The organism is Lysinibacillus sp. FSL M8-0216 (genome assembly GCF_038595555.1).
GTDB classification, from domain to species: domain Bacteria; phylum Bacillota; class Bacilli; order Bacillales_A; family Planococcaceae; genus Lysinibacillus; species Lysinibacillus fusiformis.
In genome coordinates this window covers 3,038,506-3,060,052 of record NZ_CP152007.1, presented here as the reverse complement: position 1 = coordinate 3,060,052, position 21,547 = coordinate 3,038,506, and the positions used below count along the sequence as shown (strand labels likewise).

Here is a 21,547-nt window from a genome sequence, read left to right as displayed (position 1 = left end):
TTCTAAAGAACCTTTATTATTTAATTTTTATGACGATCCTATCCTATAATATATAGAGTAGGAATACTGTTTGTTCAAATTATCCTAATAGAATAACCTTCTATTTAAGGGTAATTTTATTAAGAAACTTAAATGATAAACATTTTTTTAGTATTATACGCCTATTTATATTTATTGTAAATAAAAAATAGTTGGATGTTTTAATGATTAAGTAGTACTATTTTCTTTCTCGTTAGTGACAATGGTCTCTAAACAAATGTAAGTGGATTGTATATACTTACATATAGAGGGAAGGAGGAGGTAGCTTGATTCTAGTTCGAAATGAAAACTTCGAAATTTCTGAAGAGAATGGCAAGGTATTTATGCTTACTTTTAGTGCCGGATTTCCATTAAAAGAATTTGATAGCATACTACGTAGTCATCCGCGACTTAAATTATCTAATTTTTCAATTTTAAAAAATGTGCTGTCAACTCAAAACACAAGTCCAGTAGAAATTGGACGCTGGCTTCCAAATATAGAAGCTGAAATTGCCCGTGATAAAATGTCAGCCTCTATTTTTATCTATGAAACAAACGAATATATGGCAAATCATAAAGAAAAGCTAACACAGCAAGTACAAGAAACACTTGCGGAAAATGAAATAGTGCATGGAATATTAGATTTTGATATTTCGAAGGCTGAACCAGGAAAAGCATTTTTAATTGCACAGGGGCAACCACCTATAGCAGGCACGGATGCACAAATTACATACTTACCTAAACCGGAGCGAAAACCGGTTATTCGTGATGATGGAAAAGCGGATTACTTTGATATGAATTTTATCTCAGAAATTTCAGAAGGCTCATGGCTAGGTGAAAAGATTCCTGCTACATTAGGTAAACCAGGGAAAAATGTGCTAGGTGAGGTAGTGGCTGCCGCACCAGGACGAGATTTTCCTATTCGATATGATACAAAATCAGCATATGAAGTGGAAGAGGACGGGAAAATTGTGATCCGCTCGAAAATTGCTGGTGTTCTAGATGATGTGAAAGGTATGATTGGTGTAAACAGACACCTACCTATTAACGGTGATGTGGGTGTTGAAACAGGAAATCTAGAATTTAATGGTTCTCTTAGTATTAAAGGAACAGTAACAAATGGCTATACGGTTATTGCAACTGGCGATATTTCTATTGATGGTGCTGAAGGTGTAAGCGGTGCCAAACTAATTAAATCCATTGAAGGCGATGTTTATATTCGCGGTGGCATTTTTGGTCTAGGCTCAACAGTTGTGGAAGCGGGTGGCAATATTTTTGTCAAACATGTTAACGAAGCAAATTTATTTGCGGCGGATAGTATCCATATAGGCTTCTATGCATTAGGTTCACAACTTTCCGCTCATTCTATTTTCGTGGACGAACGAAAAGGTAAAATTATTGGAGGACGTGCCGTAGCTAAAAATACGATTGTCACTGCCATATCAGGTAACCGATTGGAACGTCGAACGGATTTGATTATTGAAAGTGTCAATAAACAAGAGAATAATTCGATGATGCAGGAAAAAGCTGTTCAGCTTAAAGAGTTACAATCAGAAATTGCAGCCCATGAGTCCAAAATGAAAAGCTTATTACCATTCCTCAATCAAATGTCTAAAGAACAAACCGCGTCTTTTGAAGAGACCAAGCAGGCTTTAACAAAATTAAAGGCAGAAGCTGTTACATTAGATCGTGAAATTAAACTGATAATGGACGAAATGCGTCATATTGGAAAAGAAGAGATTATTGTCACAAAGGAAGCGCATCCGGGAACATATATTCAAATTGGTAAAAAATCATCTTTATTAAGCAAAATGACCAATGGGAAATTTCTGCTAGAGTTTGGTGAGTTAAATGTCTAATTCGTCCTATATTCCAGTGTTTGCACATCGAGGGGCTTCGGCCTATGCGCTTGAAAATACCTTTAAAGCTTTCGAAAAGGCATTGGAGTTGGGGGCTGATGGCATTGAGTTAGACATTCAATTTTCAAAAGAGGGATGTCCAATTGTGTACCATGATCCACAATTGTCAAGATTAGTAGGTATCAATAAACTGGTGAGTGATTGTACGATGGAAGAGTTATTGCGTTTTAAACTCGGAAAGCCTTGGAGGCGTCTTTTTTCATCGGCTAAAATGCCAGCATTTGATGCAGTTTTAGCATGGGCTAAAACAAATAAGCTCCCTTTAAATATTGAATTAAAATCAACCATTCTAGACAATCAAAATGGGCTAAAAGATTTTCTTCAAGGGCTCTCATTACCAACAGGAAGCCACTTCTCATCATTCCATTATGAATTACTGGAAATGGTGAAAAAACATAGGCCCGAATTTGAAACTGCTCTTATAGCCACGAAAAAATTAAAATGGGATATGTTAGCTGATTACAAAGCGGCTGATACTGTTCATATGCATAAACGGTACTACAAGCCAAGATATTTAGAGGCATGCGTTACAAGCGGCAAAGCCTGTCGTTTTTATGCCATTGATGGTAATGAACCGTTCTTAACGAATCCGCACCATGCTGTGTTAGGTTGGATTACGGATTATCCTGATAAAGTCATCACTACACAGCAGCGAGTATAAAAATAGCTATCCAGTAAGTCCATGTGACTTATTTGGATAGCTATTTTTATTTTTTTTGGAAGCGAGGTGCTACTTTTCCATTTTTGCGGTCACGATGTAGTAAAAACCCTGCGAAAAAGCCGAAGCCTATCACAAAGAAAATAACACCCACTACAAATTGTAGCCATAAAAATGGGAAAGGCGAAAGAAGCTTTCCAAATAATGTATCACGCATAAATTTAATGCCGCCTGCAGCCATAAGACCAGGAATAAGCATTACAATAAATGCAGCTAAACGGGCCATGTATACCCCTCCTTATTCCTATGATTAATTGTACCTGTGGATGGGGGAATGTCAAGAAAGGGGAGGAATCAATATAATATTTATTCCTCAAAGCTAGGCAGGGCATAAAGTGGTTTTTGTTACTGAATGTTTAGAAAATTCTTACTTAAATAAGAATGTGTAATAATAGTTGCGAAATTGTGAATTTGTCAGTATTGTAAAAATAAGTGGAGCAATATTATCCATTACTAAACAATTTTTTTCTTCCTGTATAAGGGTCTAAATACCTACTGTAAAATGGGGCTCAGTTTTTTGCTGAGAAGAGGACAATAAGGGAAAGAATTGTTAGATAAAACTTGATTGGGACGGGCATTTGGGGATGCACTTTCCAAAGCAAAGGGGCGAGTTTCATGGAAATCTTCAAGTATATGGAAAAGTATGATTATGAACAATTGGTATTTTGCCAAGATGAAGCATCAGGGTTAAAAGCGGTTATCGCTATCCATGACACAACACTTGGACCAGCATTAGGCGGTGCACGTATGTGGACATATGCTTCAGAGGAAAATGCAGTGGAAGACGCATTGCGTTTAGCACGAGGCATGACTTACAAAAATGCGGCAGCTGGTTTAAACCTTGGCGGTGGAAAAACGGTCATTATCGGTGACCCATTTAAAGATAAAAACGAAGAAATGTTCCGTGCATTAGGTCGTTTCATCCAAGGCTTAAATGGCCGTTATATTACTGCAGAAGACGTAGGTACAACGGTAACAGATATGGATTTAATCCATGAGGAAACAGATTATGTAACAGGAATTTCACCTGCATTCGGTTCATCAGGGAACCCATCTCCAGTAACGGCGTATGGTGTTTATCGCGGTATGAAAGCGGCTGCAAAAGAAGCATTCGGTTCAGAATCATTAGAGGGATTAAAAATTTCTGTACAAGGTCTAGGAAATGTAGCTTACAAGCTTTGTGAGTATTTACATAATGAAGGGGCAAAACTTGTTGTAACAGATATCAATCAGGCAGCAATTGATCGAGTTGTAAATGACTTTGACGCAATTGCAGTAGCTCCAGATGAAATCTACGCGCAAGAAGTTGATATTTTCTCACCTTGTGCTTTAGGTGCAATATTAAATGATGAAACAATTCCACAACTAAAAGCAAAAGTAATTGCTGGATCTGCTAATAACCAGTTAAAAGATTCACGTCATGGTGATTACCTACATGAATTAGGGATTGTCTATGCACCAGACTATGTGATTAATGCTGGTGGCGTTATTAACGTTGCGGATGAATTATATGGCTATAATCGTGAACGTGCTCTGAAACGCGTTGACGGTATTTATGATAGTATTGAAAAGATCTTTGCTATTTCAAAACGAGATGGCATTCCAACATATGTGGCAGCGAATCGTTTAGCTGAAGAACGCATTGCGCGTGTGGCGAAATCTCGCAGCCAATTCTTAAAAAATGAAAAAAATATTTTACACGGTCGCTAATATACAAGGTTTGAAAATTTGGAGAAGTCGCATTGTCGACTTCTTCTAATTTTACCAACAAATAAGAGCATCGTTGTAGTAAAGCTAAAGTTCTTCTTAAGCAAGAATAGACCGTAAGCTAATTGATAGGGTGCTTGTTTAATAGATAGAATACTTTAGCACTTTTCTCAAAAGGGGGAATAAACATGGCTCAAAATTATGATGTTGTCATTTTAGGTGGAGGTACAGGCGGTTACGTTGCGGCCATCCGAGCTGCACAACTAGGCTTGAAAACAGCTATTGTAGAGCGGGAGCGTTTAGGCGGAACATGCTTGCATAAAGGTTGTATTCCAAGTAAAGCCTTACTTCGAAGTGCAGAAGTATATCGAATGGCTAATAAAACAGCTAGTGAATATGGTGTCGATATTGAAGGTGTAACACTGCAATTTGACAAAGTTCAAGCTAGGAAACAAGCAATCGTTGAGCAATTAAGCCAAGGTGTGAATACACTGATGAAAAAAGGTAAAATAGATGTTTATCATGGTACAGGACGAATTTTAGGTCCCTCTATTTTCTCACCAATGCCAGGAACGATCTCGGTAGAAATGTCTAATGGGGAAGAAAATGAAATGCTTGTACCGACGAATGTTGTCATTGCAACTGGCTCAAAGCCGCGAGGTATGGCTGGATTAACAGTTGATGGTCAATATGTGATGAATTCAGATCATGCGTTGGAGCTTGATCATTTACCGAAATCATTGTTAATCGTTGGCGGTGGTGTCATTGGTATTGAGTGGGCATCTATGCTTTGCGATTTTGGCGTAAATGTAACAGTGGTAGAATACGGACCAACTATCTTACCTGCAGAAGATGCAGATATCGTAAAAGAAGTAACAAAGCAGCTTGAAAAGCGTGGAGTTCGCATTGTGACAAATGCCCGTTTAGAGGCAGATACATTCAAAATAGAAAATGATAACGTTTTCATTTCTGCCGAAGTGAATGATCAGGAAGAAATCTTTGACGCTGATAAACTTTTACTTTGTGTAGGACGTGAAGCCAACACGCAAGATATTGGTTTGGAAAATACAGAAATCGAAGTGGAAAATGGCTTCATTAAAGTGAATGATTCTTATCAAACGAAGGAATCACATATGTATGCCATTGGAGATGTGATTGGTGGCTTACAGTTAGCACATGTTGCTTCTCATGAAGGACTGTCAGCGATCGAGCATATTGCGACAGGTAAAACCGAGCATTTAAATGATCTGAACGTACCAAAATGCGTTTATTCATATCCGGAAGTTGCTAGCATCGGTTTAACAGAGGTTGCTGCCAAAGAGCGAGGCCTTTCATTAAAGATTGGTAAATTCCCGTTCAAGGCAATTGGTAAGGCATTGGTAAATGGAGAAGCAGAAGGTTTTGTAAAAATTATTGCTGATGAAGAAACAGATGATATTTTGGGTATTCATATGGTAGGGCCGCACGTGACAGATTTAATTGGAGAAGCATCTTTAGCTAAATTATTGGATGCAACGCCATGGGAAATTAGTCAGGCAATCCATCCACATCCTTCATTAAATGAGGTATTAGTGGAATCAGCTTTAGCAGTTGATGGTCGTGCTATCCATTTTTAAATTTTTCTGAATTTCATAACTAACGTATCCAAATGTGGGGATATAGGATAAGATAGTTATTTCTCTATAATACGAAAGGGGTGTTCGTATGCAAGATGTTCAAATCAAACATGAAGATTTAGGTTTGTCAAATGAAGATGTACTTGCTATGTTCGAAACAATGTTAATGGCCAGAAGATTAGATGAGCGTATGTGGTTATTAAACCGTTCTGGTAAAATTCCGTTTGTTATTTCTTGTCAAGGTCAGGAGGCAGCACAAGTTGGGGCAGCCTTTGCACTAAATAAAGATAAAGATTATATTGCACCATATTATCGTGATATGGGTGTTGTTTTACACTTTGGTATGACACCAAGAGAGCTGATGTTATCTGCATTTGCAAAAGCGGAAGATCCAAACTCTGGTGGACGTCAAATGCCAGGGCATTTTGGTCAAAAGAAAAATCGTATTTTAACAGGATCTTCGCCTGTAACAACGCAGGTGCCGCACGCAGTTGGCGTAGCACTTGCAGGACGTCTACAAAAAGAGGATTTTGTTTCTTTCGTGACACTTGGTGAAGGTTCTTCTAACCAAGGAGATTTCCATGAAGGGGCAAACTTCGCAGGTGTTCATAAATTGCCAGTTATTATCATGGTAGAAAACAATCAATATGCGATCTCTGTACCCGTTGAACGCCAGTTAGGCTGCGCGAAGGTTTCTGATCGTGGAATTGGCTACGGTATGCCAGGTGTCACGGTTGATGGGAAATGCCCATTACAAGTTTACAAAGTGGTAAAAGAAGCAGCGGACCGTGCACGTAATGGAGAAGGCCCAAGCTTAATCGAAACAGTCACATATCGTTTAACAGCCCACTCTTCGGATGATGATGATCGTCAATATCGTACGGCTGAAGATATAGCAGAAGGTAAGGCAAAAGATCCGATTGTGTTATTCGAAAAGTATTTAACAGATGCTGGCGTCATGACTGAAAAAGTACGTACAGAAATTGAAGAACGTGTGATGGCAGAAGTGAATGAAGCGACTGATTATGCAGAAGCGGCTCCATATGCACAACCAGAGGATGCCATGAAATATGTTTATGCACCAGTGGACGGAGGTGACATGTAATGGCAGTTATGTCTTATATTGATGCGATTACATTAGCAATGAAAGAAGAAATGGAACGTGATGAGCGAGTTTTCATTTTAGGAGAAGATGTTGGCCGTAAGGGCGGTGTATTCAAAGCGACTAATGGTCTGTACGATCAATTCGGTGAGTACCGTGTACTAGATACGCCACTTGCAGAAAGTGCTATTGCAGGAGTTGGTATTGGGGCAGCGATGTATGGTATGCGTCCGATCGCAGAAATGCAATTTGCTGATTTCATTATGCCAGCTGTCAACCAAATCGTCTCTGAGGCAGCTAAAATCCGTTACCGTTCTAATAATGATTGGACTTGTCCAATGGTAATCCGTGCACCTTTTGGTGGAGGAATTCATGGGGCACTTTATCATTCTCAATCCGTTGAAGCCCTTTTTGCGGGTACACCTGGTTTAAAAATAGTTATACCATCAACTCCGTATGATGCTAAAGGATTGCTGAAAGCAGCTATTCGTGATGAGGATCCAGTATTGTTCTTTGAACATAAACGTGCTTATCGATTAATTAAGGGTGAGGTACCGCTAGACGATTACACGTTACCAATCGGCAAGGCTGATGTGAAGCGTGAAGGGGATGATGTGACGGTCATTACCTATGGTTTAGCTGTACACTTTGCGCTACAAGCGGCAGAGCGTCTAGCTGCAGATGGTATTTCTGCGCATATACTTGACCTACGCACAGTTTATCCACTTGATAAGGAAGCAATAATTGAGGCAGCAAGTAAGACAGGAAAAGTATTACTTGTTACGGAGGATAATAAAGAAGGCAGTATCATGAGTGAAGTTGCCGCAATTATAGCGGAGCATTGTTTATTTGAGCTTGATGCACCAATTCAACGTCTAGCAGGACCTGATGTGCCAGCAATGCCATATGCACCAACTATGGAGAAATATTTTATGATTAATCCTGATAAAGTTGAACGTGCGATGCGAGAGCTTGCGGCATTTTAACATACCAAGCAAGGCTGATTGAAAAAATGAAAGCCTCAGACGGAAGAACAGATTTTGACTTAGCCGTTTGAAAGTCAAAATCTGTCTATTTGCCTATCTTCGTTTATTAATTTAGCGCTGCATCAGGTACAATGTCGCCTAGGCTTAATTGATGGGAGGAATAAATGATGGCGGTTCAAAATATTACTATGCCACAGCTCGGCGAAAGTGTAACAGAAGGTACAATTGAAAAATGGCTTGTGAAGCCTGGCGATACAGTAAAAAAATATGATTCTTTAGCAGAAGTTGTGACAGATAAAGTAAATGCGGAAATTCCATCGTCGTTTGAAGGGGTTATTACAGAGCTAATTGCACAAGAAGGTCAAACATTACCAGTTGGTGCAGTCGTATGCTCGATTGAAATTGCAGGGGATAGTGAATTACCACCTCCACCTCCTGAGAAAAAATCTGCTGTAAGCACAGCGATTTTAAATGCAGGTGTTCAAAAGAAACAAGAGGCATCACAATCAGTTTCTACTCCTCCTTTAGCCGCTCCAAAAGAAGTGCGTAAGGACAAAGTGCGTTACTCACCTGCTGTCCTACGACTTGCACAGGAGCATGATATTGCACTCGAGCAAGTTACGGGAACGGGCGAGGGTGGTCGCATTACAAGAAAAGACTTGTTACAACTAATTGAAACGGGCGATATCCCAACTGCAACTAGTGCGGCACCTACGCCAGCAACGAGTCAAGCACCATTTGAACAGCCAGCTCCTGCACAAGCTCAGCATGCAGAAAAACCTGCCGCACCGGTACAACCTATTCAGCCGGGAGATATTGAAATTCCAGTGACGAAGGTCCGTCGTGCCATTGCTAATAATATGGTAAGAAGTGTTCATGAGGCTCCACATGCTTGGATGATGATGGAAGTAGACGTGACAGATTTAGTTGCTTATCGAGATAGCCTAAAAGGTGAATTTAAGCAAAAAGAAGGCTTTAACCTTACATATTTTGCCTTCTTTGTAAAAGCAGTGGCTCAAGCCTTGAAAGAATTCCCAATGATGAATTCGATGTGGGCTGAGGATAAAATTATTCAAAAGCATGACATCAATATTTCGATTGCAGTAGCGACGGATGATGCATTATTCGTGCCTGTTATAAAACACGCGGATGAAAAATCCATTAAAGGAATTGCTAGAGAAATTCATGAGCTTGCTAACAAGGTTAGAACTGGAAAATTAGCCATGGATGATATTAAAGGTGGTACATTTACCGTAAATAATACGGGAGCATTTGGCTCTATTCAATCAATGGGTATCATTAATTATCCACAAGCTGCTATCCTTCAAGTGGAAAGTATTGTCAAAAAACCAGTCGTTTTACCTGGTGGAATGTTTGCCGCTCGTGATATTGTGAATTTATGTTTATCATTAGATCATCGTGTGTTGGATGGACTAGTATGTGGTAAATTCCTAAATAGAGTAAAAGAAATACTCGAAAATACAAATAAATCTTCGACGTCAGTCTACTGATGACTTGTCGGAAACCTGCTGTATAAGGGTTTCCGATTTTTTTTATGCTTTCCGAGTCGCAATTTGTCATGTAGAATAACAAATAGAAACTACTAAGGGGGGAAGCTGATTAAGCGTCCGCATGTCAAACAACATGAAAAATATTGAATTTGAAAAGCCGGCCTATTCCGACTGGCAAGATGCAGCAATCAAAGCTTTAAAGGGGAAACCATTTGAGTCTCTATTCACGAAAACAAATGAGGGTGTTACACTACAGCCCATGTACACACAAGAAAGTTTAGTAGCTAAGCTTGGTGATGAGCTTGATCGACAAGTTGCCACAATTCGTTCCCTACAAAATAGTCAAGCATTTCAAGTAGCTCAGCAAATTCATGCTGATACGAGTGAAGCGTTTTTTGCACAGCTTGATGACAGTTTAGCTCGAGGTAATGAAGTTATTACCATTGATAGTCGTGTTAATTTTGACTGGACAGAAGATGTATTGGTCAAATTAGCATCATATTTCTCAGAATATTCATTTAAAATTACTATTAAAGATACAAAAGACCCATTATTAACAGTGTTTGACAAAATTGCTTTGGATCAACGAGAAGCTGTGAAAGGTTTCATCGTTTCGAACGAACCAATCTCTTTATATGCTTTTCCGAGCGTGCGCTCAGTCGGCGCTAACACAGTCCTTTATCACAATGAAGGTGCCAACGCCGTTCAAGAATTGGCCTATGGACTTGCATTAGCAGCAAAATTTGTAGAACAGGAAGTAAGCTTTGAAGCATTTTCAAAGAAATTTTTTGTATCCTTTGCTGTTGATACGCAATTCTTTACAGAAATTGCAAAACTCCGTGCTTTTAAAGTACTTTGGAAAGCGTTCTCATCTGCCTATGATGTTACAGAAAGTGTAAAAATTCCAACTGTTGCTGAAACATCTTTAAGAAGCTTCTCTAAATTGGATGTTTATGTGAATTTATTACGATCTTCTAATGAAGCGCTTTCTGGGTTAATCGGTGGTGCTGATCTCTTTACGGTTCATCCACATGATGCGTTAACAAAGCCTACAGAACAATCAATACGTATTGCTCGTAACGTGTCATTAATTTTAAAAGAAGAAACAAATGTCTTAAAAGTAATAGACCCTGCAGGTGGCTCTTACTTTATCGAGTCGTTAACGGCAGACTTTGTCAAAGAGGCATGGGCGTTATTCTTAGAAATAGAGGCAGCTGGCGGCATTGATGAATACACTGCATCTGGCAAGCTCGCTGAAGAATTAGAGAAATCGTATCAATCTCGTAATCATGCTGCACAAACACGTAAGCAATCATTGATTGGAACGAATATTTATGCCAACCCAGCTGATGCACTTGAATGTGAGACGAATCCGTTATTTGCTAGCATTAAACGAAGTGCTATTCCATTTGAAAAGCTGCGTGCAGAAATGACGGCAGCTGATGTGAAAACGGGTATTTTAGCATTAGGTACATTAAAAAGCTCCAAGCCAAGAGCAGATTTTATTGCTGGTTTCTTAAATACGGTAGGTCTTGTTCCTGAAAAAAGTGAACCGGCGGCAACTGTTGAAGAGGCAATAGCTTGGCTAAAGGCAACAGAGGCTAAATATGTTGTCATTGCAGGTAATGATGAGGATACAAAGGAATTTGTCCATGCCATTTTAGCAGACAAACCAGCAGGTGTACTTGTGGATGTGGCTGGGAAATTTAAAGACGAAGAAGAAGCTTGGTTAGCAAATGGCTTAAACGGCTTTATTTTCGCAGGACAGAACATCATTGAAAAATTACAGTCAGTGTTCGCGAGCATAAAGGAGGTCCAACGATGAGTAAGCCAAATTTTAATGCAATTGAAATAGAAAAAGTTTTATCAGCTAATGCACCTCAAGCGTCTGATGATAAGTTTATGACAAATGAAGGTATTGAAATTAAAGATATTTATACAAAAGAAGATATCAAGGATGCTAAACATTTAAATGATGTAGCTGGTATTGCACCTAATACACGCGGACCATACCCTACCATGTATGTGGCTCGTCCTTGGACTGTTCGTCAATATGCTGGTTTCTCAACAGCCGAAGAATCCAATGCCTTTTACAAGCGAAATCTGGCAATGGGACAAAAGGGTTTATCTGTAGCGTTTGACCTAGCAACTCACCGAGGCTATGACTCTGATCATCCACGTGTTACAGGGGATGTAGGAAAAGCAGGCGTAGCGATTGACTCTGTTGAGGATATGAAAATTCTTTTCGATCAAATCCCGTTAGATCAAATGTCCGTTTCTATGACAATGAATGGTGCCGTACTACCAGTTCTTGCTTTCTATATTGTAGCAGCAGAGGAACAAGGCGTAACACCAGAAAAATTAGCAGGGACGATTCAAAATGATATTTTAAAGGAATATATGGTGCGTAATACATACATTTACCCACCAGCTATGTCGATGAAAATCATTGCAGATATTTTTGAATATACAGCAAAGTATATGCCGAAATTTAACTCAATTTCGATTTCTGGTTACCATATTCAAGAAGCGGGAGCAACAAATGATATTGAGCTTGCCTATACGTTAGCAGATGGTTTGGAGTATGTGCGTACAGGACTAAAAGCAGGCATTGATATCGATGCATTTGCACCACGTCTATCGTTCTTCTGGGCCATTGGCATGAACTATTATATGGAAGTGGCTAAAATGCGCGCAGCACGTCGTATTTGGGCACAGATGATGTCAACGTTTAATCCGAAAAATCCGAAAACATTAGCTTTGCGTACCCACTCGCAAACATCTGGGTGGTCATTAACAGAGCAAGATCCGTTTAATAATGTAGCACGTACGTTAATCGAAGCAAATGCGTCATCAATGGGACATACACAATCACTGCATACGAATGCACTAGATGAAGCCATTGCACTTCCAACGGATTTCTCTGCACGTATCGCACGTAATACGCAGTTATTTTTGCAAGAGGAAACAGCAATGACGAAAGTAATTGATCCATGGGGTGGTTCGTACTACGTGGAGAAATTAACAGAAGAAATTACTAAATCGGCATGGGCATTAATTGAAGAGATTGAAGCGCTTGGCGGTATGGCGAAAGCAATTGAAACAGGCCTTCCTAAAATGAAAGTTGAAGAGGCAGCTGCTAAACGTCAAGCGAAAATTGACTCCAAGACAGAGACGATTGTTGGTGTAAATAAATATCGTCTGACGAAAGAAGAGCCAATTGACATTCTAGATATTGATAATACCCTAGTGCGACAAAAACAAATAGAGCGTTTAGAAGCGATGAAAGCCGCACGTGATGAGGCTGAGGTTCAAAAACATTTAGCTCGTTTAACGAAAGCGGCGCAAGATGGCGAAGAAAATTTACTAGCTATAGCAGTTGATGCGGCTCGTGCACGTGCCTCTTTAGGAGAAATTTCGGATGCAATTGAAGCCGTTTCCGGACGACATAAAGCTGTCATTCGTTCTATTTCAGGTGTCTACTCTGCCAACTTCTCTGATGAGGAGCAAATTTCAGAAGTGAAGCAAATGACAGAAGAATTCCTTGAAAACGAAGGCCGTCGTCCACGTATTTTAGTAGCTAAAATGGGACAAGATGGACATGACCGTGGAGCTAAGGTTGTCGCAACAGGCTATGCTGATTTAGGCTTTGACGTAGATATTTCTCCATTATTTATGACACCTGCTGAGGCAGCACAAATGGCTGTTGAAAATGATGTTCATGTCATCGGTGTCTCTTCGTTAGCAGCGGGTCATAAAACATTAGTGCCTGAATTGATTGCGGAGTTAGAAAAATTAGGACGTGAGGATATTATCATCATTGTGGGTGGTGTTATACCTGCTCAAGACTATGATTTCCTTTATAATGCTGGGGCAGTAGCTATCTTTGGACCAGGTACCGTGATTCCTGTATCCGCACAGAAAATCATTGAGGAAATCTACAAACGTTTAGGCTATGAGGAAGTGTCTGAATAATGGACAACAACAAAGGAATGGAAGAAAGTGCGCTATTTGTGATGGACGGAGTCGAGGCGACTCACGACGGTATGCACTATGGTACACCTAAAAAATTCCGAAAGAAAAAAGCCGACATTGTTAATATTAGAGAGCTTGCACAACAAGTACGTGCAGGCTCTCGCACACATTTGTCAAAAGCCATTACCCTCATTGAAAGCTCGAATGCCACTCATAAAGTCCAAGCGCAGGAGCTTTTACAGGAGCTTTTACCGCATACAGGAAAGAGTATTCGAATCGGGATTACGGGTGTTCCAGGAGCGGGGAAGAGCTCGTTCATTGAGGCTTTCGGAACAATGCTTTGTGACATGGGAAAACGAGTAGCAGTCCTTGCGATTGACCCAAGCTCTTCTTTATCAGGGGGGAGTATTTTAGGGGATAAAACGCGCATGGAGGAGCTCGTCAAGAAGCCTACTGCTTTTGTACGCCCTTCACCATCCGCTGGTACCCTTGGGGGTGTTCATAAAAAGACACGTGAAACGATGTTAGTTTGTGAAGCAGCAGGCTATGATGTCATTCTCATTGAAACAGTGGGTGTGGGACAAAGTGAAACCTATGTCCGAGGCATGGTGGATTTCTTCTTGCTTTTAGTTTTAACTGGAGCAGGAGATGAATTGCAGGGCATGAAAAAGGGCATTATGGAGTTAGCAGACGCCATTGTTGTGCATAAGGCGGATGGTGACAATGTGCGGCTTGCCAAGAAAACTGTCGCAGAGTATAAACAGATTCTGCATTTTTTACAGCCTGCTACACCAGGCTGGATGTCAACTGCAATGCCAGTTAGTTCATTGGAAAAACGGGGTCTCGATAAGGTTTGGGGAACCATAGAAGAATTTAAACAAATTGTTGAATCAAACAGTTATTGGGCTACTCGACGTCAAAAACAAACAAAAGAGTGGTTCCAATCCATGATTACTGATCATTTAATAGATATGTTCTATGAGAATCCACAACGTAAAGCACAGGTACAGCTTCTGGAACGTCAAATTTTAAGTGGCCAACTAACGGTTACACAAGGTGTAGATCGTTTATTTAACGAGGAACAGGAAGATCAGTAAACTAGTTTCTTTATAAGCTTAGAAAATTCAACTGACATGTATGAGCAAGTGGGTGCACAAATTCGTTGCAAACTGCTATGATAAGAGATGTATGTGCGTCAAATACCTACTATAAAAAGCTGAATTGACGCGATTTGAAAGGAGCTATCGCTATATGAATATGGATTACGATTTATTTATGCAGGAAATTTTAAAAACAGCTCGTGCTGAAATTGAAACGGCTGGCTACGAACAGCTAAAAACACCAGAGGCTGTTGAGGAGGCGTTTGCTCGTCCAGGTACAACATTAGTTATGGTGAACTCAGTGTGTGGTTGTGCGGGTGGTATTGCTCGTCCAGCAGCAGCACAATGTGTACATTACGATAAACGCCCAGATCACTTAGTAACAGTATTTGCAGGACAAGATAAAGAAGCGACTGCAGCGGCTCGTTACCTTTTTGGGGAAGATCACCTACCATCATCACCATCATTTATTCTATTAAAAGATGGACAAGTTGTCGCTGAAGTGGGGCGCTATGAAATTGAAGGGCATGACCCGATGTCAGTTGTGACAAACTTACAAGCAAACTTTGAAGAATATTGTGACGAGCTGTAAGTCAATTTTTGCATAAGAGCAATCCTTTATAACTTAAGTAGAAAAGCCTCATAGAAAGTTTATCTATGCAGGCTTCCTACTTAATTATCATGTATAGATAGTTCAGCATTACCATTAAAATTTTTGTAATATTGGCTAAATAATTAGCGATATTCACTGAAGAGTACTAAAAGATAGGAGGCAGTCGGCCTGAAGAAGTTTTCAATCGGCTATCGAACTTTAAAAACAGCAATTGGTGCAGCACTTGCGATTGCCATTGCTCAATATTTTAATTTAGCCTCGTATGCCTCTGCTGGTATTCTAACGATATTATGTGTACAGCCAACGAAGAAAAAATCCATTCATGCAGCCTATACACGATTAGTTGCTAGTATAGTGGCCATGTTTTTTGCCTTTGTAAGCTTTGAGCTTTTTTCCTACCAGCCACTAACACTAGCAGGTATGCTATTGCTTTTTATCCCAACGATTGTGTCCTTAAGAGTTGCAGACGGATTTATTTCTAGTGTCGTAATTATTATGCATATTTACGCCGCTAAAAGTTTTTCGATGGAGCTTGTTTATAATGAATTGGCGTTAATGGCAATCGGCTATGGAACCGGTATAGCCATCAATATGTATATGCCAGATATTCAAAAGGAATTAAATTACTACAGAGTTAAAATTGAGGAACTATATAGCAAAATATTTTTAGAAATTGCTAGCTATTTACGACAAGGGGATACGTTATGGGATGGGCATGAGATCATTGAAGCTATTCGAACATTAAATGATGCAAAGTCCTTGGCATTTAAAGATGTTGAAAACCATTTTACGAGACGTAAAAATGATTACTATATGTATTTCGATATGCGAGAAAAACAGCTAGAAATTATCGAAAGGGTATTACCGAAAATTACAACTTTACCTGTTATAGTACAAGAGGCTGAAATTGTGGCAGATTTTCTACAAGACCTCGGGGGACATATTCATTCTGGAAATACAGCGAGTCATTATCGGGAAAAGCTAGAGCAGGTGAAACATGATTTCTCTCAGCTACCATTGCCGCAAAATCATGAGCAATTTATCGCTCAAGCCGCACTCTATCAGTTTATTGAGGAAATGGACAGGTATTTAGAAATAAAGCAGTCATTTAAAGGTTTAAAGGTAAAAAAAGAGCGCCCACAGTAGTGTGGACGCTATGGTCTTGCCTTAAACTAGCATTGATAAGCCGAATGCTAGAGATGAGATTAGCATGATTGCGACCATAGTATAAACAACGATTTTTTGAAACTTTTTATTACTCATATGCTCGTTCGCTCCTTCTTTTCTTATAAATAGTTTATCAAATCTGAAAAATTTCTCAAGTAGTAGAGTTTTGACAAAAAAGTCTGTAAAATAGAGTATGTACCATAACAGAAGGAGATGTCACCATGGAGAAAGTAGATCATATTGGGATTGCGGTGCGCGATCTTGATGAACGCATTACATATTATACAGAAACTTTAGGTTTAAAGTTGTTGAAAGTGGAAGAAGTAGATTCACAACAAGTTCGTGTTGCCTTTATCGACGCAGGCAACGTGAAATTGGAGCTATTAGAACCAATGAGTGAAAAAAGTGCCATTCATGGATTTATTGAAAAACGTGGAGAAGGTATTCACCATATTGCTTTTGGTGTGACAGGAATTCGTGAGCGTATGGTGGAGCTTCGTGAAAAAGGTGTACGTCTTTTATCGGAAGAGCCAGGACCTGGTGCTGGAGGTGCAGAGGTTGCGTTCATGCATCCTAAATCTTCGTTCGGGGTGTTATATGAATTATGTGATAAAAGTGGAAAAGGGGATAAGTGATTAATATGGATATGTTCGACAAAATCAATGACTTGTATGATCGTAAGACGGTAATTGAACTTGGTGGTGGCTATGAGCGCATCGAAAAACAGCATGAAAAAGGGAAATTAACAGCTCGTGAACGTATTGATTTGTTACTAGATGAAGGCACATTTTTTGAAATCAATCCATTTATTACTCACCGTACAGTAGACTTCGGAATGGAAAAAATGGAAGGCCCTGGTGATGGTGTTGTAACTGGTTTCGGTAAAATTAACGGACGTCCAGTATACTTATTCTCTCAAGACTTTACAGTGTTTGGTGGCGCACTAGGTGAAATGCATGCGAAAAAAATGGCAACAGTTATGGACCTCGCTGCGAAAAATGGCACACCATTTATCGGTATTAACGATTCAGGTGGCGCACGTATCCAAGAGGGTGTTCTTTCATTAGATGGCTATGGTCATATTTTCTACCGAAATGCGATTTACTCGGGCGTTATTCCGCAAATCTCCGTAATAATGGGGCCATGTGCTGGAGGAGCTGTCTATTCTCCTGCAATCACAGACTTTATCTTAATGGTAGATAAAACATCTCAAATGTTTATAACAGGACCTAAAGTGATCGAAACTGTAACAGGTGAAAAAATCTCTGCTGAAGATTTAGGTGGTTCGAAAGTAAATAATGCAGTAAGTGGTAATGCTCATTTCCGTGCACCATCTGAAGAAGAGGCAATTCAAGAAATTAAAAAACTATTAAGCTATCTACCACAAAATAATAAAGAAAAAGCACCTCGTCAAGATCGACCAGAGGGGGATGACTACCGTCCAGAAATCGTAGATACTGTACCGATTGAAACAACACGTCCTTATGATGTACGTAAAGTCGTTGAACAAGTAGTGGATGAAGGTTCATTCATGGAAGTTCATGCAGAATTTGCGAAAAACGTTGTAGTTGGCTTTGCACGTATTGCTGGTGAGTCAGTTGGTCTTGTTTGTAACCAACCAAAAGTACTTGCTGGAGGATTAGATATAGACTCTTCCGATAAAGCAGCTCGTTTTATCCGTACTTGTGATGCTTACAATATTCCAATCATTACATTTGAAGATGTATCTGGTTTCTTCCCAGGTGTTAAACAAGAACATGGTGGCATCATTCGTCATGGCGCGAAAATTCTTTATGCTTATTCCGAAGCAACTGTACCAAAAATTACAGTGATTTTACGTAAAGCTTATGGAGGCGCTTACGTTGCCCTAAACTCTAAATCAATCGGTGCAGACCTTGTATTTGCTTGGCCAAACGCTGAGATTGCAGTTATGGGAGCTGCCGGAGCTGCAAACATCATTTTTGCCCGTGAAATTGCAAAATCAGATGATCCAGAAGCAACACGTGCGGCAAAAATTGAAGAATATAAAGAGAAATTCGCCAATCCATACGTTGCTGCATCTCGTGGTATGGTGGACGATGTTATTGATCCAAGAGATACACGCATTAAACTGATTCAAGGACTTGATATGCTATCTAATAAACAGGAAACGCGTCCTGAGAAAAAACATGGTAATATTCCATTATAAAAAGTCCAAGCCTAGTAGCTATACAGTTACTAGGCTTTTTATTCCCAAAAATTAGTATGTGATATTATCAATGAAAATTGAAACATTTTTCCTTGTCATCCGTACTGATATATAAGGAGTTGATATGAATGGAATGGAAGCAATTACAAAAAGAGCAGGAAAAGATTCATACACAACTAAGAAAAGCGGCAAGGCTAAACGAACAAGGACAGTTAATTGACAAGCAGATTGAGCATACACAACAGGAAATAGACAAACATTTTAGTACACTCAATCAAATTCGGTCCAAACTACATAAATTAGAGGGTTTCTCATTTATGAATATGATTCGTACTTGGACGGGGCAACAAGATGAATTACGGGCTGAAAAAATTGATAAAGCAGCCGTGCTTGAATTAAAAATTAAAGAAGCGAAGAAAATACAGACGGATTTAAGCGAAGATAAAGTTCAAATAACTCAGAAATTAGCTCATATCAATACAATAGCCTTACAAGATGAGCTTCGAGAAATTCACGCAAAACAGAAGGGCTATTTACAAATCCATAATCCTGCACAGGCAGAGAGATTGGAGCATTTAGCTCAGGAAAAAATGCACACGAAGCAACTCATTACTGAAATTCAAGAAGCAGAAGGAGCAGGGGAGGTAGCTCTGACAAAGTTGGGGCAAGCAGCTGCGTCACTTCATTCGGCCAACGAATATTCGACTTGGGATACTTTCTTTGGTGGTGGAGTAATCGCTACACACTTAAAGCATGGTGCACTTGATCAATCAGAAAATTACATACATAGTGCCCAAATTGCGTTGCAACGTTTTTACAATGAGTTATTAGATGTTCATGAGATGTCTACAAAGACACTACAAGTCGAAACAGATGGTTTTGTTAAATTTGCGGACTACTTCTTCGATGATCTTTTTTCAGCTTGGTCGGTCCATTCCAAAATTTCAACCGCAAGAGAACAGGTTTCACGTGTCCAAGATGATGTACATAATACAATTTGGCGCTTACAGGATAAACATAATAAAGCAGCGAACTATTTACAAACAATCGAACAAGAACAAGGGGCCATTTTCAATGCGTAAGTTCAGTCTGAGATTAATTTCTCAGACTTTTTATATGGGTAGTATTGTTGAATGATTTCAACTCTTCTGACGTTGTGCTAAAATAATACTTATACTATAACGTGGAAAATCACGTAAACTAAGGGAGTTTTACAACATGACAAGTCGTTTAGTGGAAGAGTTTTTTGAGCTCGTTCAAATTGATTCAGAAACAAAATATGAACAAGAAATCGCACCAATTTTAGTCGATAAGTTATCAGCACTTGGATTTACAGTAGTCCAAGATGACGCCCATACACGTAACGGACATGGTGCAGGCAATATTATTGCCACATTAAAAGGCACATTAGATGTAGAGCCGATCTATTTTACTTCTCATATGGATACAGTTGTTCCTGGTAAAGGCATAAAGCCATCATTACGCGAAGACGGTTATATTGTATCGGATGGCACAACGATTTTAGGTGCGGACGATAAGGCTGGACTTGCAGCACTACTAGAAATGGTAAAACGCTTAAAAGAGCAAAATATTGCTCACGGAGATATTGAGTTTATTATTACTGCTGGTGAAGAAAGCGGTCTTGTTGGTGCCAAAGAATTGGACCCTTCTATTATTAAAGCAAAATATGGCTTTGCTGTGGATAGTGATGGCAAAGTTGGAGGCATTGTGACAGCAGCACCGTTCCAAGCGAAAATTTTCGCGAAGATTATCGGCAAAACTGCGCATGCTGGAGTTGCGCCTGAAAAAGGAATTTCAGCTATTACAGTTGCATCAAAATGTATTGCACAGATGAAGCTAGGTCGATTAGATGAAGAAACAACAGCCAATATTGGTCGCTTTGAGGGTGGACAGGCGACAAATATTGTTTGCGACGAAGTTACTATTCTAGCTGAAGCGCGTTCGATTGATAAAACAAAATTAGATGCTCAAACAAAGCATATGCAAGAGACATTTGAACAAGTAGCTGCTTCATTAGGGGCACGAGCTGAAGTTGAAGTGAAGCTTATGTATCCAGGTTTCCGTGTAACCGAATCAGACAAAGTCGTTCAAGTGGCAATGGCAGCGGCACGCCAAATTGATCGTACACCTACATTAGGTATTTCAGGTGGTGGGTCCGATGCAAATGTGATTGCAGGCTTTGGTATCCCAACAGTTAATTTATCAGTTGGGTATGAGGATATTCATACGACGAATGAAAAAATACCCGTTGAAGAATTAGAAAAATTAGCAGATTTACTAGTTGAGATCGTCAAAGAATCTGCGAAAAAATAATAGTCGAATTTGAAGGGTGTGACCATATGGAAAGTGTAAAAGCAGTAGTTTTTGCTTGTGGTACAGAGGAATATGCAGTGCCTGTAGAGCAAGCGATTTCAATTGAAAAATTAGAGCAGGTAACACCTATTCCTCATTTACCTAACTATCTTTTAGGTTTTACAAGAATTCGTGGGGAACTTGTCCCTGTTCTAGATTTTGAACGAATATTATATAATCGCTCTTCCAATACAACAACTGCTCGGGTGATTGTATTGAATACAGATGTTGTTAACTATGGGTTGCTTGTTACGGAAGCTCGTGAAATTCTTGATTTAGATGAGTCTATACTTCAACAACTAGGACTTGTGAATTATAGTAAAACTCGCTATTTTACAGCTGTGGCTAATCTTGAAAACCGAATGATTACGTATGTTGACCCAAAAATACTCGTCAATTCATTAGAGGGTATTCGTGAAATTATCAATTATTTACACAAAATGCTTGAAAATGAAAAAGAAAACGTAGAGGCTTAGGCTTCTACGTTTTTCTTATGTTCAAATAGTATGTAATGTTGGGACAAGGCGAAGGCGACGTATGAACAGATTCCAAGA

The 21,547-nt window shown here is 39.5% G+C and carries 19 protein-coding genes; 17 read left to right on the top strand and 2 right to left on the bottom strand.

What is annotated here, in order from left to right; all coding sequences use genetic code 11:
* Positions 1 to 305: 305 nt before the first annotated feature.
* Both MKX57_RS14980 and MKX57_RS14975 read left to right on the top strand, forming a co-directional pair.
* Positions 306 to 1,877 carry a FapA family protein gene (locus MKX57_RS14980; RefSeq protein ID WP_008179917.1) on the top strand — a complete coding sequence of 524 codons (1,572 nt, stop codon included), beginning with the start codon at positions 306 to 308 and terminating at the stop codon, positions 1,875 to 1,877.
* Positions 1,870 to 2,598, top strand: a complete 729-nt coding sequence (locus tag MKX57_RS14975) for a glycerophosphodiester phosphodiesterase (protein WP_342550389.1) — start codon at positions 1,870 to 1,872, stop codon at positions 2,596 to 2,598. Before MKX57_RS14980 ends, MKX57_RS14975 begins: the two co-directional genes overlap by 8 nt.
* A gap of 46 nt (positions 2,599 to 2,644) precedes the next feature.
* Here MKX57_RS14975 and MKX57_RS14970 read toward each other — a convergent pair whose 3' ends face one another.
* Positions 2,645 to 2,881 (bottom strand): DUF2627 family protein, encoded by a 237-nt coding sequence (locus MKX57_RS14970; protein ID WP_008179922.1) that lies wholly within the window; start codon positions 2,879 to 2,881, stop codon positions 2,645 to 2,647.
* A 389-nt stretch (positions 2,882 to 3,270) separates the two neighbouring features.
* Between MKX57_RS14970 and MKX57_RS14965 the strand changes: the two genes are divergently transcribed.
* The 10 genes from MKX57_RS14965 to MKX57_RS14920 all read left to right on the top strand — a co-directional run bounded on the left by MKX57_RS14965 (position 3,271) and on the right by MKX57_RS14920 (position 16,411).
* Entirely contained in the window at positions 3,271 to 4,365 is a 1,095-nt protein-coding gene (locus MKX57_RS14965) for a Glu/Leu/Phe/Val dehydrogenase (protein ID WP_089986068.1), read from the top strand.
* A 185-nt stretch (positions 4,366 to 4,550) separates the two neighbouring features.
* A complete protein-coding gene (lpdA, locus tag MKX57_RS14960) occupies positions 4,551 to 5,978 on the top strand; it encodes a dihydrolipoyl dehydrogenase (RefSeq protein ID WP_342550388.1) in 1,428 nt (475 codons plus the stop codon).
* A gap of 88 nt (positions 5,979 to 6,066) precedes the next feature.
* The gene (locus MKX57_RS14955) at positions 6,067 to 7,083 is read left to right on the top strand and encodes a thiamine pyrophosphate-dependent dehydrogenase E1 component subunit alpha (RefSeq protein ID WP_008179928.1); all 1,017 of its coding nucleotides are present in this window, start codon (positions 6,067 to 6,069) and stop codon (positions 7,081 to 7,083) included.
* A complete protein-coding gene (locus MKX57_RS14950; RefSeq protein ID WP_008179931.1) occupies positions 7,083 to 8,066 on the top strand; it encodes an alpha-ketoacid dehydrogenase subunit beta in 984 nt (327 codons plus the stop codon). Before MKX57_RS14955 ends, MKX57_RS14950 begins: the two co-directional genes overlap by 1 nt.
* Before the next feature lie 167 nt (positions 8,067 to 8,233).
* Positions 8,234 to 9,577 carry a dihydrolipoamide acetyltransferase family protein gene (locus MKX57_RS14945; protein ID WP_342551129.1) on the top strand — a complete coding sequence of 448 codons (1,344 nt, stop codon included), beginning with the start codon at positions 8,234 to 8,236 and terminating at the stop codon, positions 9,575 to 9,577.
* A 121-nt stretch (positions 9,578 to 9,698) separates the two neighbouring features.
* Positions 9,699 to 11,402, top strand: coding sequence for a methylmalonyl-CoA mutase family protein (locus MKX57_RS14940; protein ID WP_342550387.1), 1,704 nt, complete (start codon positions 9,699 to 9,701; stop codon positions 11,400 to 11,402).
* Positions 11,399 to 13,552: a methylmalonyl-CoA mutase gene (gene scpA / locus MKX57_RS14935; protein ID WP_008179938.1), complete on the top strand. Its 2,154-nt coding sequence runs from the start codon at positions 11,399 to 11,401 to the stop codon at positions 13,550 to 13,552. Before MKX57_RS14940 ends, scpA begins: the two co-directional genes overlap by 4 nt.
* Positions 13,552 to 14,649, top strand: a complete 1,098-nt coding sequence (gene meaB, locus MKX57_RS14930; RefSeq protein WP_089986065.1) for a methylmalonyl Co-A mutase-associated GTPase MeaB — start codon at positions 13,552 to 13,554, stop codon at positions 14,647 to 14,649. Before scpA ends, meaB begins: the two co-directional genes overlap by 1 nt.
* Before the next feature lie 154 nt (positions 14,650 to 14,803).
* Positions 14,804 to 15,244 (top strand): BrxA/BrxB family bacilliredoxin, encoded by a 441-nt coding sequence (locus tag MKX57_RS14925; protein WP_008179942.1) that lies wholly within the window; start codon positions 14,804 to 14,806, stop codon positions 15,242 to 15,244.
* Between the two features lie 189 nt (positions 15,245 to 15,433).
* Complete coding sequence (locus MKX57_RS14920) at positions 15,434 to 16,411, top strand: aromatic acid exporter family protein (protein WP_036126910.1); 978 nt, start codon at positions 15,434 to 15,436, stop codon at positions 16,409 to 16,411.
* Between the two features lie 21 nt (positions 16,412 to 16,432).
* Here the strand turns inward: MKX57_RS14920 and prli42 are convergent, their stop codons facing one another.
* Positions 16,433 to 16,528 carry a stressosome-associated protein Prli42 gene (prli42, locus tag MKX57_RS14915; protein ID WP_150907189.1) on the bottom strand — a complete coding sequence of 32 codons (96 nt, stop codon included), beginning with the start codon at positions 16,526 to 16,528 and terminating at the stop codon, positions 16,433 to 16,435.
* 125 nt (positions 16,529 to 16,653) lie between these two features.
* Between prli42 and mce the strand changes: the two genes are divergently transcribed.
* From mce to MKX57_RS14890, 5 genes are all read left to right on the top strand, one after another.
* Complete coding sequence (mce, locus tag MKX57_RS14910) at positions 16,654 to 17,067, top strand: methylmalonyl-CoA epimerase (RefSeq protein ID WP_012295035.1); 414 nt, start codon at positions 16,654 to 16,656, stop codon at positions 17,065 to 17,067.
* 5 nt (positions 17,068 to 17,072) lie between these two features.
* Positions 17,073 to 18,620, top strand: a complete 1,548-nt coding sequence (locus tag MKX57_RS14905; protein ID WP_025116102.1) for an acyl-CoA carboxylase subunit beta — start codon at positions 17,073 to 17,075, stop codon at positions 18,618 to 18,620.
* Positions 18,621 to 18,748: 128 nt separating this feature from the next.
* A complete protein-coding gene (locus tag MKX57_RS14900) occupies positions 18,749 to 19,702 on the top strand; it encodes a hypothetical protein (protein ID WP_008181657.1) in 954 nt (317 codons plus the stop codon).
* Positions 19,703 to 19,838: 136 nt separating this feature from the next.
* On the top strand, positions 19,839 to 20,954 hold the full coding sequence (locus MKX57_RS14895) for a M20/M25/M40 family metallo-hydrolase (RefSeq protein ID WP_008181660.1): 1,116 nt from the start codon (positions 19,839 to 19,841) through the stop codon (positions 20,952 to 20,954).
* Positions 20,955 to 20,980: 26 nt separating this feature from the next.
* Positions 20,981 to 21,469, top strand: coding sequence for a CheW domain-containing protein (locus tag MKX57_RS14890; protein ID WP_090002567.1), 489 nt, complete (start codon positions 20,981 to 20,983; stop codon positions 21,467 to 21,469).
* The last annotated feature ends 78 nt before the right edge of the window (positions 21,470 to 21,547 follow it).

Bases quoted from the DNA above. Each gene is read 5' to 3' on its own strand.
- MKX57_RS14975 (WP_342550389.1), top strand. From the start codon at position 1,870: ATGTCTAATTCGTCCTATATTCCAGTGTTTGCACATCGAGGGGCTTCG.
- MKX57_RS14970 (WP_008179922.1), bottom strand. From the start codon at position 2,881: ATGGCCCGTTTAGCTGCATTTATTGTAATGCTTATTCCTGGTCTTATG.
- MKX57_RS14965 (WP_089986068.1), top strand. From the start codon at position 3,271: ATGGAAATCTTCAAGTATATGGAAAAGTATGATTATGAACAATTGGTA.
- lpdA (WP_342550388.1), top strand. From the start codon at position 4,551: ATGGCTCAAAATTATGATGTTGTCATTTTAGGTGGAGGTACAGGCGGT.
- MKX57_RS14955 (WP_008179928.1), top strand. From the start codon at position 6,067: ATGCAAGATGTTCAAATCAAACATGAAGATTTAGGTTTGTCAAATGAA.
- MKX57_RS14950 (WP_008179931.1), top strand. From the start codon at position 7,083: ATGGCAGTTATGTCTTATATTGATGCGATTACATTAGCAATGAAAGAA.
- MKX57_RS14945 (WP_342551129.1), top strand. From the start codon at position 8,234: ATGGCGGTTCAAAATATTACTATGCCACAGCTCGGCGAAAGTGTAACA.
- MKX57_RS14940 (WP_342550387.1), top strand. From the start codon at position 9,699: ATGTCAAACAACATGAAAAATATTGAATTTGAAAAGCCGGCCTATTCC.
- scpA (WP_008179938.1), top strand. From the start codon at position 11,399: ATGAGTAAGCCAAATTTTAATGCAATTGAAATAGAAAAAGTTTTATCA.
- meaB (WP_089986065.1), top strand. From the start codon at position 13,552: ATGGACAACAACAAAGGAATGGAAGAAAGTGCGCTATTTGTGATGGAC.
- MKX57_RS14925 (WP_008179942.1), top strand. From the start codon at position 14,804: ATGAATATGGATTACGATTTATTTATGCAGGAAATTTTAAAAACAGCT.
- prli42 (WP_150907189.1), bottom strand. From the start codon at position 16,528: ATGAGTAATAAAAAGTTTCAAAAAATCGTTGTTTATACTATGGTCGCA.
- mce (WP_012295035.1), top strand. From the start codon at position 16,654: ATGGAGAAAGTAGATCATATTGGGATTGCGGTGCGCGATCTTGATGAA.
- MKX57_RS14905 (WP_025116102.1), top strand. From the start codon at position 17,073: ATGGATATGTTCGACAAAATCAATGACTTGTATGATCGTAAGACGGTA.
- MKX57_RS14900 (WP_008181657.1), top strand. From the start codon at position 18,749: ATGGAATGGAAGCAATTACAAAAAGAGCAGGAAAAGATTCATACACAA.
- MKX57_RS14895 (WP_008181660.1), top strand. From the start codon at position 19,839: ATGACAAGTCGTTTAGTGGAAGAGTTTTTTGAGCTCGTTCAAATTGAT.
- MKX57_RS14890 (WP_090002567.1), top strand. From the start codon at position 20,981: ATGGAAAGTGTAAAAGCAGTAGTTTTTGCTTGTGGTACAGAGGAATAT.